Below are 14,474 nucleotides of genomic sequence, written 5' to 3' on the forward strand. Positions count from 1 at the left end.
TGATCTTATTTTATAGTATAAGTATTAATTATTGTTTATCTGATATACCTAACTCTTTCTGGACTGCTTCATATTCAGTCGATTTATCTATATTCAATAAACTTAAGTTGTAATATACATTTTGTAGTTTCATTAATGCAGGTTTGATATCTAAATCAAAATCAGCACCTCTGGCTTTCAACAAATCTCTATATTTTTCAAGATAAGGCAAAGATTTCTGGTAAAAGTCTGCAGTTTGCTTATCCAACTGTGCTTGTTCACTTCTACTATTTGTTTGACCTGCTTTTTCTTTTACATCTTGGGCTTGAAGTATATACAACACGCCTAAGCCTTCAAGAGCTTTTTCACAGTTAGCATCAGTAGCAATAGCTTGTAGATATGCAGGTTCTGCACTTGCATAATTTTTTTGCTCAGCATATAATGATGCTTTTACTCCCATCAATTCACAAGTATTGCTTGGATCGTTAGCTATTGCTTGATCCAAATAAGCCATAGCTTCAGATGTTTTACCTCCTCTGATGAATTCATTGATCAAGTTTGGTGTGAAATATTTATTACCAGGGAATTTCTTAGCACCATCATTCAATACTTGTACAAACGCAAGACTATCATTTACTTGTTGGTATTCACTTGCTAAAAGTTCATACGCATCACTTTCCTTATAAGTACTATTCTGAACGTACGGTTCAGCGATAATCTTCTTCAAAAGTTTGATAGAACGGTCATGATCTGCCGATTGGATAGAGCTAATAACAGCGTAATACTTGATAGTCTGATAAACACTATCTTGTGTATTGAAGTCACCTTTTGTATCTTCAAACATAGCTAAAGAAGGAAGCTCCCAATATCTTTCAAAAAAGTCAGCAGCTCTTTTAAAGTCTCTTTTCTCATTATAGTACACACCTCCATTTATATAGAATCTGTGTCCGTCTCTCATATTTTTAACGATATCTTTTCTGAACTTGTTCTTTACCTGTCCTTTTTCATTTGGTATCTGACCTAGTTCATCAGCTTTGATATATGGATCATACATATTGTAAAGTCCAATATACATCTTTTCTTCATTCCCTCCTTTACCGGTGATCTCTTTTTGCATTTCTAAAGTTCGTTCATCATCAAACGCTTTGTACTCGATATCACCTGCTATTTTCCAAGTCTCAGGATCATTCGCAGTTTCAGGATTGGTGAGTGCGGGTTTGATTAATTCTCTAGCTTCATCAACGTTCTTCATTGCGGATTTTGCATCTTTCACGGCTTTTTTCTGGGCAAAAGAGAATCCTGCAAATATGCATAATGTTATTACTAATAAACTTCGCTTCATAATTATTGTTTTAGTTCATATATCAGTTATTTATTTCCTCATTTTCATCCAGGCTTGAGTTATTCTGGGTATCTTCATCCAATTCTATTTCGGCAATTTCAATATCCTCTTCATCTTCGGAATCGACCTTACAAACAGATGCTATTTCATCATTTCGTTTTCCTAAATTTATGAGTCTAACACCCTGTGTAGCACGTCCCATAGTGCGAATATCTGAAACTTTTAGACGAATTGTAATACCTGACTTGTTAATTATCATTAAATCGTTATCATCAGTAACACTATTTATAGAAACAAGCTTACCGGTCTTATCTGTTATATTCAATGTTTTAACACCCTTACCTCCCCTACTGGTTATACGATATACAGGAATAATATTGCCATCTTCATCAAAAAGATCATTTCCTTCTTCGTCTTTATCATTCAGATTCGTACGCTTTCCATATCCCTGCTCGGAGACTACCATAATAGTATGGGTTTTCTGATCTTCTTTAGACATAGCTAACATTCCTATCACTTCGTCTTGCCCATCTTCATCAATACGCATACCTCTTACTCCGGTAGCAGTACGTCCCATCTCACGAACATCTGATTCATGGAAACGAATTGCGCGTCCATTACGATTTGCAATCAAAATTTCACTGTCTCCGTCAGTCATCAAAACTTCAATTACCCTGTCATCTTCACGGATAGTAATTGCATTGACACCATTCTGGCGAGGACGAGAATATGCTTCAAGTCTGGTTTTCTTGATAACCCCAGCTTGTGTACAGAATACAAGATAATGGCTATTGATGTAATCAGTATCACTAAATCCTCTGACACGAATAAATGCTGTAACCTTATCGTCCGATTCAATATTCAGCAAGTTTTGTATAGCCCTTCCTTTTGAGTTCTTGGATCCTTCCGGAATATCAAATACACGTAACCAAAAACATTTACCTTTTTGGGTAAATAATAATATATAGTTATGCATTGATGCCGGATAGATATGTTCAATAAAATCTGCGTCACGTGTTTCAGAACCTTTAGCTCCTACTCCACCTCTGTTTTGTGCACGAAACTCGGTAAGAGGTGTACGTTTGATATATCCGAAATGAGATACTGTTATGATCATCTCATCATTTGCATAGAAATCTTCAGGATTGAGTTCTTCAGATGCATATACAATCTCTGTACGACGAGCATCACCATATTTATTCTTTATTTCTATCAGTTCATCTTTGATTACCTGCATCCGAAGATCTTCGTTCGATAAGATTTCGTTCAGGTAAGCAATTAGTTTCTGTATTTCGTCATATTCATTACGAAGTTTATCTTGTTCAAGTCCGGTCAATTGACGCAAACGCATTTCAACGATTGCACGAGACTGTATCTCTGTCAGACTAAATCTATTCATTAAACTTTCAATAGCTTCCTGAGGCGATTTTGAAGCCCTTATAAGAGCTATCACTTCGTCTATATTGTCTGATGCAATAATTAAACCTTCCAGAATATGAGCACGCTCTTCGGCTTTACGCAAATCGTATGTAGTTCTGCGGATAACAACATCTATTCGGTGTTCAACGAATAATGATATCATATCCTTCAGATTCAATGTTCTGGGACGTCCCTTTACCAAAGCAATATTATTGACACTAAATGAAGATTGTAGAGCTGTAAGCTTATACAATTTATTTAGCACAACATTCGCATTAGCATCACGCTTTATATCTACAACAATACGCATTCCTTGGCGGTCAGACTCGTCGTTAACATTACTGATACCATCCAGCCTTTTTTCTCCGACCAGGTCAGCTATATGCTTGATTAATTCAGCTTTATTTACCAGATAAGGTATTTCGGTAATTACTATTTTTTCATGATTACCTTCTGTCTCTATTTCGGCACGACCGCGCATAACCACACGTCCTCGCCCTGTTTCAAAAGCATCTCTGACTCCTTGATAACCATATATAAACCCTCCTGATGGAAAATCAGGCGCTTTGATATATTGCATCAAACCATCGGTATCGATATCTCTATCGTCTATATACGCCACAATAGCATCAATAGACTCTGTCATATTGTGGGGAGCCATATTCGTAGCCATCCCAACAGCGATACCCGAAGCTCCATTTACAAGCAAATTAGGTATACGTGTTGGAAGCACTGTCGGCTCTTGCAACGTATCGTCGAAGTTTAATTGAAAATCAACAGTTTCCTTGTCAATATCTTTTAGCATCTCTTCGGCCAAACGACTTAACCTGGCCTCTGTATAACGCATGGCGGCGGGACTATCACCATCTACACTCCCCATATTACCCTGTCCATCTACCAAAAGGTAACGCATGCTCCATTCTTGGGCCATACGCACCATTGCAAAATAGACAGAAGAGTCTCCATGTGGGTGATACTTACCTAACACTTCCCCTACAATCCTTGCGGATTTCTTGTGCGGTTTGTTTGACGTATTACCTAGCTCACTCATTCCGTAAAGGATACGACGGTGAACAGGCTTAAATCCATCTCTTACATCGGGTAATGCACGGGATACAATTACTGACATAGAATAGTCGATATATGCCGACTTCATTTCGTCTTCAATATTGATCCTGATAATTCTGTCCTCTGTTTCTGCCATTATCTTAAGTTAAAATTTTTATTTTCAAATATTTGTAAAGTACATTTACACTTTGTTTTTCTGACAATTAAAAAACATGCTAAGATACAAATTTTGTTTGTATTAGAAAACATAATAACATAAAAAAAGCCCGACAGAAACTTACTTGTCGGGCTTTTCATTATTATAAATATATCAAGTATTTACTTCCGATTATTCATTTCTTCCATGACAGTTTTTATACTTTTTCCCACTGCCACAAAAACAAGGATCATTGCGCCCCGGCTTTTTGTCTACTTGTATAGGAGCTGTCACTCTAGGTCGTTCCTGGGCTGCTTGCCCTTGACCCGGAGCCGAAGCTCTTTGTTGTCCATCTTCTATATCATTACGTTCGGTACGGTAACGGCTATAGTCTGTCTTTTGTTCCGGTTCAGCCTGACGTACTTGTTCCGGTTCACGAACAGGTATCTGTCCACGCATAAGAATTGTTACAGCTTTACTATTTATGCTATTTAACATACTCTTAAACAGATTGAAAGACTCAAGTTTATAAATCAATAATGGGTCTTTTTGTTCATAGCTGGCATTCTGAACCGATTGGCGCAAATCGTCCATTTCACGAAGATGTTCTTTCCATTCTTCATCGATTGTATGAAGGACTATTGATTTTTCAAAAGATTTGATCACATCTTTAGATTGTGTTTCGTATGCCTCTTTCAGATTACAAGAGATATTATAAACACGTCTGCCATCTGAGATAGGAATAAGAATGTTCTCGAACTTATCACCTTGTTCTTCGTAAACCTGTTTGATTACCGGATTAGCAATTTCAGCTAAACGGTCCATCTTATGTTTGAAGTTCTGGATAGCCTTATCATATATCATATCGGTCAATGTATCAGGCTTGGTAGAACGGAATGTCGCTTCATCAACAGGTGGCTCTGTCGTAAACAAACGTAACATATCAACCGTCAATCCTTCATAATCAAGATTATCGGCATGCTGCTCTGTTAGACTTACAGCCGTATCATATATCATATTCACGATATCGATACCAATACGTTCTCCCATAAGAGCATGACGGCGACGTTTGTACACAACTTCACGTTGAGAATTCATCACATCATCATATTCCAACAAGCGTTTACGAATACCAAAGTTGTTTTCTTCTACTTTCTTCTGAGCTCTTTCTACAGACTTGCTAAGCATATTATGCTCAAGCATTTCTCCTTCTTTAAAGCCCATACGATCCATCATTCCGGCAATACGTTCCGATGCAAACAAACGCATCAAATCATCCTCTAACGAGATATAGAATACAGATGAACCCGGGTCACCCTGACGCCCTGCACGACCTCTCAACTGACGGTCAACGCGACGAGACTCATGCCTTTCTGTACCGATAATCGCCAACCCGCCTGCTTCTTTCACACTTGGCGCAAGCTTGATGTCAGTACCACGACCGGCCATGTTTGTTGCTATAGTAACAGCTCCCGGTTGTCCGGCAAGAGCTACAACTTCAGCTTCACGCTGGTGCAACTTAGCATTCAACACATTATGTTTTATCTTACGCATGGTAAGCATCTTACCCAGCAACTCAGAGATTTCGACAGATGTTGTACCCACAAGTACAGCACGGCCTTCTTCTACTAGTTTTTCTATTTCTTGTATAACCGCTGTATATTTTTCACGTTTTGTTTTATATATACGGTCATTCATATCTTTACGCGCAATCGGTCTATTGGTAGGAATTACAACCACATCTAATTTGTAGATGTTCCACAACTCACCTGCTTCCGTCTCAGCTGTACCGGTCATACCCGAAAGCTTGTGATACATACGGAAATAGTTCTGTAATGTAATAGTTGCAAATGTCTGTGTTGCAGCTTCTACTTTAACACGCTCTTTAGCCTCTATCGCTTGGTGCAATCCGTCCGAATAGCGGCGACCATCCATAATACGTCCTGTTTGCTCATCAACAATCATTACCTTATTATCGATAACCACATACTCATCATCTCTATCGAATAAAGCATAGGCTTTTAGCAACTGATTGACTGTATGTACTCGTTCCGACTTGATAGAATAGTTTTGCATCAACTCGTCTTTCTTTTCTGCTTTTTGGCTGTCAGTAAGCGATTGATTTTCTAAGTCAGATAATAAAGACCCGATATCAGGCAAAACAAAGAACAACGGGTCATCTGAATTACCTGTAAGCAAATCGATACCTTTATCTGTGAGCTCTATACTGTTATTTTTTTCATCTATAGTGAAATAAAGATCATCTGTAACGATATGCATATTACGCATTTGTTCGCTCATATAGTGCTCTTCAGTCTTCAACATAGATGCCTTTATACCAGGTTCACTAAGGAACTTGATAAGAGGTTTGTTCTTTGGTAACCCTTTGAATGAACGATATAACAACAACGATCCTTCTTCTTGCTCTTTCTTATCACTGGAAGCCATTTTTGCTTTTGCTTCAGCTAGTAATTTAGTACAAAGATCTCGTTGTGCTTTTACGATAATCTCTACACGTGGACGAAATTCTTCAAACAACTGTTGTTCACCCCTAGGTACAGGCCCGGAAATAATCAATGGAGTACGAGCATCGTCAATCAATACGGAGTCAACCTCGTCAACAATCGCATAGTTATGCTTGCGTTGAACAAGATCTGACGGATTGATTGCCATATTGTCACGTAGATAATCGAAACCAAACTCATTGTTTGTCCCGAAAGTAATATCTGCTTGATATGCTTTACGACGACCTTCTGAGTTAGGCTGATGTTTATCGATACAATCTACAGAAAGTCCGTTAAACATGTAAATTGGTCCCATCCACTCAGAGTCACGTTTTGCCAGATAATCATTCACCGTAACCACATGCACACCATTACCAGTAAGTGCATTAAGGAATACAGGCAAAGTACCTACCAGGGTTTTACCTTCCCCTGTTGCCATTTCGGCGATTTTACCTTTATGAAGCACAACACCACCAAACAACTGTACATCATAATGGATCATATTCCATTGTATTTCTGTACCTCCTGCTTGCCAGTGATTTTGATATATAGCTTTATCTCCCTCAATACGCACGAAATCATGATCTACAGCCAACTCTCTATCAAACTCTGTGGCTGTAACTATAATCTCTTCATTCTCCGTCAAACGGCGAGCGGTCTCTTTTACAATAGAAAAAGCTTCGGGAAGTACTTCATCTAGTACTTTTTCATACTTGTCTGTTATTTCTTTTTCCAGCTTATCTACTTCTACCCACACATCCTCACGTTGATCAATATCCAGTGATTCGATATTGGCTTTGAGTTCTGCTATTTTATTCTTTTCTGCTGCTACGTACTCCTGAACTTTTTGTCTGATCTCCATTGTCTTTGCACGTAATTCATCGTGTGACAGACGTTCGATAGAAGGATATACAGCTTTGATACGGTCTACATACGGATTGATTTCTTTTAAGTCTCTTTGAGACTTATTTCCGAATAATGATGTTAAAATGTCAGCGAATCCCATATATTTAGTTAGTTTATTTTCTTTTTATTTTGTTTGTTTTATTGTACTACCAAATTAACTCCGGTAAAGGCTCTTCTTTTGCTCCATTAGGAGACCTTATACGCATTATATATGTTACCGAAGGAGCTATTTCTGTAGCTTTAATCGTCCTTCTTATTCTGGCGGGCTTAATATTATTGCCAAAGAAAATTACAGGGCTCACAATCGCATTATTACGAGTCTGTTTTTCTTTAAATGAAGCATCTTGCTCGTTTACGATTTTATAGCCGGGCTGTAATTCGACAAATAGATCGCCAGAGTTCTCTTTAGTATAGCCATTCTTATAATATTCCATTACAGGATTCCACTGACCGTGCTGTATTTGATATGAAGTATATACTTCTTGCACGCCGGTAAATTCAGAAACAAACTCTGCCGCTTTTTCCTGTATTTCTTGTAATGATATATTTTTACTCTTTATCAGTTCTCTATTCAGATAAACCTGCCCTTTATAGAATTTATCAACCCATTGCCCATCTCTGCCATATATAGCCATTAGGTACATATTCAGCAATGCTTCGCAACGATTGACATAGAATTTATTTTCAGGGATATTTGAATTTGATAAAGCTGTGGACGTTGTATGTTCCGACGAATTATAATATCCGGTAGATGTGACAAAGATCAATGTATTTTTAAGACCCACAGTCATCTCTACTTCGTCTAACAACTTTTCTATTTCTTTGTCAAGGCAGCTATAAATATCTTGAATTTCGTATGAGTAATCAGAAACTCCCGGAAAGTTCCCTGCATAGAATGTCAAAGACAAAAAGTCAGGATTAGTGCGTTTTCCTAATTCTGCTTTAGAAAGCAAAGTCATAGCCGAAGACCTCACATTTTCATTTACAACAGGAATTTGTTTTGCTAAAATATAAGTCTGCTTATCTCCTCCCATAAAGTGCTGGAAAGACGATTCGCTTTGTTCATAAGGAAAAGCCTTATAGGTACTAACTTCCTTAGAAGGACGCCAATACATACTCCAAACCTTAGATGCAAAGTTTGTTGTACTACGATTATCCTGATCTACCGACCAATAAAAATCTTTATAATAAGTAGTTGAAGCCCATTTGCCGGTATAGTCATCTATCCAGAAAGCAGAATTGCCTCTTTTGCCGGATGATATCAAAGCTTGAGCTATTTGGGGTGCAAAGGAGTATACGTCAGATTTTCCTTGCGATGCCATCTTCAACTCATCTGTTATAGTAGAGGTTTTGATAGCCAAAGGAGAAACTTTATCCTGTGTATAGTTACCTAAGAAAGCTTCATCTGTAAATGTTGAGACCTCTTGCCTCTTAGCTACAATGTACTTTTTATTTCCTACGATACCATGATAAAAAGGTGAAGCACCTGTGTATATAGTGGCAATTGCAGAAGCATCGTCTAAATTAGGGAAATCAAATTTTATATTCTGATATACCAGTCCTTCATTTAAGAGACGTTTGAAGCCCCTTTCAGAAAATGAACCTTGAAAGAGTTCTAGATAATCACCTCTCAGCTGATCAATAGTTATTCCAATCACCAACTTCGGCACCTCGTGAACAGAAGTCTGTGCCTGAACAGATGTTATGGTTAATACTGCAACTAAAGAGGTTAGTATTCTTATCATTTTCGCCTAGGCAAGCTATAATCAGCTCTTTTCTTTAACTTTTTAAGTTGTAAAATATTCATCCCCGATCTTATACACAACGATAAGATGAATGGGATAAAGGCTATCTCTAATTGTTGTGGTATCAAACACCATGCCAAAAGAAAAGCCAAAAGTGCTACAAAGTTAATAAAATGATAACAACTTATGAATTTTGAAAGTGATTTTACAAAGAATAAACAAGCAACGATTAATTGAAGCGGATTTAACCACACTATATTCCAGTTTGGATTAACACATGGATGAATGGAAAAGAACATCAAAAAGAAAATTACACATCCTCCAATTCCTGCTACAATAAACAACAGTGTATCATAAATTTGTCCTAATGTAAACCACCTTTTTTTATAGACTAAGAAAGACAAGAGTATAGTAATCAACAACAAGATACAGCCGACATATAATGGTTGTATGTGATTTTCCGAAACTAATTCTTGCGGCATCAAGAGTTGCTGCTCTTTTAATACAAAGTTTCTGTATGTACCATCAGTATTTTTAATGCGAGCCCCTTCGTTGGCTTTCATCAAATAAGCCGGTAAAAAATCCTTTTGCTTGTCTGTGATTACCTTATCAGCATCTGCCCCAATTATGATATCTATACCGAATTTAGTCCATGGCTGTATTCCAACGCACTCCCACACTAGGTCTCGGTATGTTTGTTGCTTATCAGTTGGAGTATACTCTATTTCTCCCTGTACATATTTCTCTACGATATCACGAGGTCGAGTAGCACAGTTATCATAAAAGAAGTTATAAAGATATTCCCTGTTTTCGGGATTAGAGTTTTGAGCTAGAGCATCAAATATCTCTTGCTTTTCTTTCAAGGTCAAATTATAAACCTGCTCGGTAACTCCTACACCTCTTTGTCCATACTCTTCTATGTAATACTTGAAAGGTATAGAACCAACCATATAGTAAGTTTCTCCCTTGACAAACCTATATATGAAATTATCACTATTGAAGTCAAATAAGCCGTAGTTGAACACGACATCTAAATGTTGTGTTGTATCACAAACCCGAATAGCCGTATGCCCAAATAGAGCATATATCTCTTTTTCCCAAGCAGAACTAGTCAGTAAACTTATTTGAGCTGTATCACTAAGAGTTATGGGCGACCGGAATGCATTCTGCTGTGACCGTAATCCCTGCGAAAAGGATGCTATGATCAAAAAAACAATAAAGAATAGGTTTCGCATTGTATTATTAGCGGATTTTATTCACAAATATAAAACAATAAGCGATAGAATTTATTTATAAGTATATATATTTTATTTCAAGTTGTGAATTTTACTTAAAAACAGGAACTACACAAAGAACTTAATTCAGAAACAAGAGTTTATAAACGAATATAATTCTATATTTTTGTTTCTGTTAATTATAAAATTAGGTTACAATTATGAAAAAAGGTTTATTAGCCCTTGCGTTATTTTGTTTAATAAATTGTGTCTCTGCCCAGGATATACAATTAGTTCCTCCAACCAAAACAGGAGGAAAACCTTTGATGGAGGCCCTGAATGAACGTCAGTCTCATAGATCATTCGAATATAAAGAGATGCCGACTCAAACCCTATCCGATCTTCTTTGGGCTGCTTATGGTTTCAACAGAGAAGATAAACGGACAGTTCCTTCGTCCCAAAACCGTCAGGAAGTAGATGTATATGTAATGCTGAGCTCAGGTATATATATTTATGATGCTAAGGATAACATACTAAAGATGAAAGAGAAAGGCGATTTCAGAAAGGCACTCGGACAGCCAAACATTTCAGACAATGCCTCATTGACTCTAATCTATGTGGCAAATATGGATAAAGCATCTAACCGCGAAGCCGGATTTATCGATAGTGGGTTTATCGCTCAGAATGTATACTTGTATTGTGCCTCTGTAGGTTTAGGGTCTGTAGCAAGGGGATCATTTACTCGCCCTGATCTACACAATACATTGAAACTTACTGACAAACAGGAAATAACATTCGTTCAACCAGTAGGATATATTAAGTAAATATCATATTTACAATAATATAGAAGGGAAAGGCGTAAGTCTTTCTCTTCTTTGTTTACAGCCCGTTTATTTCCGATAATACCATACACGCAGTCTCTACATTTGGAATGCTCTGTATGCTCACCGAACGCCTTCCGTTCCTGTCTTTCAATTCGCACTTACGAGGATACTTTTGGATGTAATTGAGAAGTTTCTCAAATGCTTTAGACTGATAGTATGGTGATTCCGGATTTGTAACCAAGAACAAACTCATTCGTCCATTCTTTAAAACTACCTTTTCAATACCCAGTGTTTTGGCTATAGATCGAAGCTTAACCACTAGAATCAACTCTCGGCCTTCCGGCGGAATTTTCCCGAAACGGTCTTCGAGACGCTCTGTAAATTGCATTATATCCGACTCTTTCTCCATGTTATCGAGCTCTCTATAGAGTGTAATACGTTCAGAATCGTTTGGTATATAAAGAGCAGGGAACAAAAGTTCAAGATCACTTTCTATCTGAACATCATCTACAAAGTTCTCACCCGAGATCTTATTATCTTCATCAGCTTCATGATAGAGTTCTGCAAACTCATCGTTTTTCAGCTCATTAACTGCCTCTGTCAATATTTTCTGATATACTTCATATCCTAAATCTGCGATAAAACCACTTTGTTCTGCACCAAGTAAATTTCCGGCTCCACGTATATCTAAATCCTGCATAGCAATATGGAATCCATGCCCCAGTTCCGAGAAGTTCTCAATTGCTTGCAATCGTCTTCTAGCCTCAGGGGTGAGGGTATGCAACGGAGGTGCTAAAAGATATGCAAAAGCCTTCTTATTACTTCGTCCAACACGTCCACGCAATTGATGCAGATCGCTCAAGCCGAAATTCTGAGCATTGTTTATTATTATCGTATTTGCATTGGGGATATCAATACCCGACTCTACAATTGAGGTTGCCAGCAATACGTCATATTCTTGGTTTACAAAGTCTATAATAATTGATTCCAGCTTTGCAGGGTCCATCTGTCCATGCCCTACAGCAATGCGTGCATCGGGGACTTCTCGTTTTATTATATCTTCTAGTTCATGTATACTCTTTATCCGATTGTTGATAAAGAAAACCTGCCCATTACGGCTCATTTCAAACTCTATCGCTTCACGAATAATCAACGGATCGAAAGTATGTACTTCCGTCTGTATCGGATACCTGTTTGGTGGAGGGGTTGTAATTGCAGACAAGTCTCTTGCTCCCATTAACGAAAACTGTAATGTACGTGGAATAGGCGTAGCTGTCATCGTTAAAGTATCCACATTAGACTTCATTTGCTTCAATTTCTCTTTTACAGCAACACCAAACTTTTGCTCTTCGTCTATTATTAGCAAGCCTAAATCTTTAAACTGTATATCTTTGCCTACAATACGATGCGTACCAATCAGTATATCAACTTTTCCCTCCTTCAAATCGTTTATAACCTCTTTAATTTGTCCTGCCGACCGTGCCCTGCTGATATATTCTACACGGCAAGGAAAGTCTTTAAGCCTCTCTTTAAATGTTTGATAGTGCTGATAGGCTAAAACTGTTGTAGGAACCAATACTGCAACTTGCTTATTATCTGTTACGGCCTTAAATGCAGCCCGGATAGATACTTCTGTTTTTCCAAACCCAACATCGCCACAAATCAAGCGATCCATCGGTTTGCTGTTCTCCATATCAAGTTTTACATCCGCAGTCGCTTTTACCTGATCGGGAGTATCTTCATAAATAAATGAGGCTTCGAGCTCATGTTGTAAAAAAGAATCGGGAGCGAAGCTAAACCCTTCTTCTTGTCGGCGTTTGGCGTATAGCTGTATCAGGTCACGGGCAATGTCTTTTACTTTATTTTTGGTCTTCTCCTTAATCTTATTCCATGCCCCTGTACCTAACTTATTGATACGTGGCGGTTCGCCTTCCTTGCCTCTATATTTTGATATTTTATGTAAAGAGTGCAGGGAAACAAATATCACATCATTGTTCAAATAAATGAGTTTTATCAACTCCTGCATCTTACCATTCATATCAGACCGCACAAGTCCGCCAAATTGGCCTACACCATGATCGATATGTACGATATAATCTCCTATCTGAAACTGCTGAAGCTCCTTTAAAGACAGTGCAAACTTCCCAGAACGTACCCTATCGGATTTAAGGTTGTATTTATGATAACGGTCAAAAATCTGGTGATCGGTAAAACAACAGATCTTTAAAGTTTCATCAACAAACCCTTCGGATAGAGTCCTCTCCACAGGTGTAAAATTGATATTATCTCCCCTGTCTTCAAAAATAGACTTTAGCCGTTTCTGTTGCTTCTCACTGTCACTTAATATATATATAGTATAATCTTTATCGAGATACTTGTGAAGAGTTTCACTGATCAGATCAAAGTTTTTATGAAACGAAGGTTGTATATCTGTTTTGAATTCGACAACAGCTTCTGCCTGTATTTTATTCCCGAAATGAATATGCTTGAATCTCTTAACCAATGAATCATATTCATCTCTTAGCGTCAACTTATTTTGTAAATCTTTTTCATATTCAGGGTTATCCAAAATAGTAGAATCATTATAGACACTCTCTACTTTGTCGCTAGCCCATACAAAATCCTTGAATGCAATAACCGTATCCTTTGGAATCAGCTTCAGCAATGACTCCCTATCCATATTCGACTTTTGCATGTCAGGGATAATCTGTATCTGCTTTAGTTTCTCTTTCGACAACTGTGTTTCGATATCAAAAGTTCGTATAGTACTCACTTCGTCACCGAAAAAGTCGATACGATAAGGATATTCGCTCGAAAAAGAAAAAACGTCCAGTATACTTCCCCTGATAGCATACTGCCCGGGTTCATATACATAATCAACGTATTCAAATCCAAAACTATCCAACATCTCAGACACAAAATTACGATCGATCTCTTCATCCACCGACATCTGTATCGTATTCTTCTTCAGGATGTCTTTAGCCACAGCCTTTTCGGCTAATGCCTCCGGATAAGTTACAATTATCAGATTCTTGTCTTCAACTTGCAACTGTCCCATCACCTCCGTACGGAGAATTTCATTGGCAGCATCTATCTGTCCGTATTTTATCGCCCGTTTGTATGCTGAAGGAAAGAATAAAACTTTATCCGAGTCTAAAATCTGATTCAGGTCGTGATAAAAATACCCCGCACTTTCTAAGTCGTTTAGCACAAACAAATAGCAGCTATCTGTCTTATGAAACAAGGCTGTAGCAAACATAGACGCTGACGAACCCTTCAAACCTTTAACATAGATATCTTTATGTTTAGACAATAAATCTATTATTGCGGGTATATT

General features: G+C 37.7%; 7 protein-coding genes. 1 reads left to right on the forward strand and 6 read right to left on the reverse strand.

The genetic code is table 11. The annotated features are described in order from the left end of the window. Nucleotides 1-28: 28 nt before the first annotated feature. From HMPREF9456_RS12840 to HMPREF9456_RS12860, 5 genes are all read right to left on the reverse strand, one after another. Nucleotides 29-1,321, reverse strand: coding sequence for a tetratricopeptide repeat protein (locus tag HMPREF9456_RS12840; protein WP_006843966.1), 1,293 nt, complete (start codon nt 1,319-1,321; stop codon nt 29-31). 22 nt (nt 1,322-1,343) lie between these two features. After that, nucleotides 1,344-3,944: a DNA gyrase subunit A gene (gene gyrA / locus HMPREF9456_RS12845; protein WP_006843967.1), complete on the reverse strand. Its 2,601-nt coding sequence runs from the start codon at nt 3,942-3,944 to the stop codon at nt 1,344-1,346. A 192-nt stretch (nt 3,945-4,136) separates the two neighbouring features. Further along, on the reverse strand, nt 4,137-7,454 hold the full coding sequence (secA, locus tag HMPREF9456_RS12850) for a preprotein translocase subunit SecA (RefSeq protein ID WP_006843968.1): 3,318 nt from the start codon (nt 7,452-7,454) through the stop codon (nt 4,137-4,139). A 46-nt stretch (nt 7,455-7,500) separates the two neighbouring features. Further along, nucleotides 7,501-9,099, reverse strand: a complete 1,599-nt coding sequence (locus HMPREF9456_RS12855) for an alkaline phosphatase family protein (RefSeq protein WP_006843969.1) — start codon at nt 9,097-9,099, stop codon at nt 7,501-7,503. Beyond that, a complete protein-coding gene (locus tag HMPREF9456_RS12860) occupies nt 9,096-10,334 on the reverse strand; it encodes a lipoprotein N-acyltransferase Lnb domain-containing protein (RefSeq protein WP_006843970.1) in 1,239 nt (412 codons plus the stop codon). The genes HMPREF9456_RS12855 and HMPREF9456_RS12860 overlap by 4 nt, the downstream gene beginning before the upstream one ends. Before the next feature lie 200 nt (nt 10,335-10,534). On the opposite strand from HMPREF9456_RS12860, the gene HMPREF9456_RS12865 reads away from it, so the two are divergent. Next, on the forward strand, nt 10,535-11,137 hold the full coding sequence (locus tag HMPREF9456_RS12865) for a SagB/ThcOx family dehydrogenase (RefSeq protein ID WP_006843971.1): 603 nt from the start codon (nt 10,535-10,537) through the stop codon (nt 11,135-11,137). 55 nt (nt 11,138-11,192) lie between these two features. Here the strand turns inward: HMPREF9456_RS12865 and mfd are convergent, their stop codons facing one another. Next, nucleotides 11,193-14,396 (reverse strand): transcription-repair coupling factor, encoded by a 3,204-nt coding sequence (mfd, locus tag HMPREF9456_RS12870; protein ID WP_018074959.1) that lies wholly within the window; start codon nt 14,394-14,396, stop codon nt 11,193-11,195. Nucleotides 14,397-14,474 lie beyond the last annotated feature (78 nt).

It is taken from the genome of Dysgonomonas mossii DSM 22836 (assembly GCF_000213575.1).
GTDB lineage: Bacteria > Bacteroidota > Bacteroidia > Bacteroidales > Dysgonomonadaceae > Dysgonomonas > Dysgonomonas mossii.

Bases quoted from the DNA above. Each gene is read 5' to 3' on its own strand.
- HMPREF9456_RS12860 (WP_006843970.1), bottom strand. From the start codon at position 10,334: ATGCGAAACCTATTCTTTATTGTTTTTTTGATCATAGCATCCTTTTCG.
- HMPREF9456_RS12840 (WP_006843966.1), bottom strand. From the start codon at position 1,321: ATGAAGCGAAGTTTATTAGTAATAACATTATGCATATTTGCAGGATTC.
- HMPREF9456_RS12855 (WP_006843969.1), bottom strand. From the start codon at position 9,099: ATGATAAGAATACTAACCTCTTTAGTTGCAGTATTAACCATAACATCT.
- secA (WP_006843968.1), bottom strand. From the start codon at position 7,454: ATGGGATTCGCTGACATTTTAACATCATTATTCGGAAATAAGTCTCAA.
- mfd (WP_018074959.1), bottom strand. From the start codon at position 14,396: ATGTTTGCTACAGCCTTGTTTCATAAGACAGATAGCTGCTATTTGTTT.
- gyrA (WP_006843967.1), bottom strand. From the start codon at position 3,944: ATGGCAGAAACAGAGGACAGAATTATCAGGATCAATATTGAAGACGAA.
- HMPREF9456_RS12865 (WP_006843971.1), top strand. From the start codon at position 10,535: ATGAAAAAAGGTTTATTAGCCCTTGCGTTATTTTGTTTAATAAATTGT.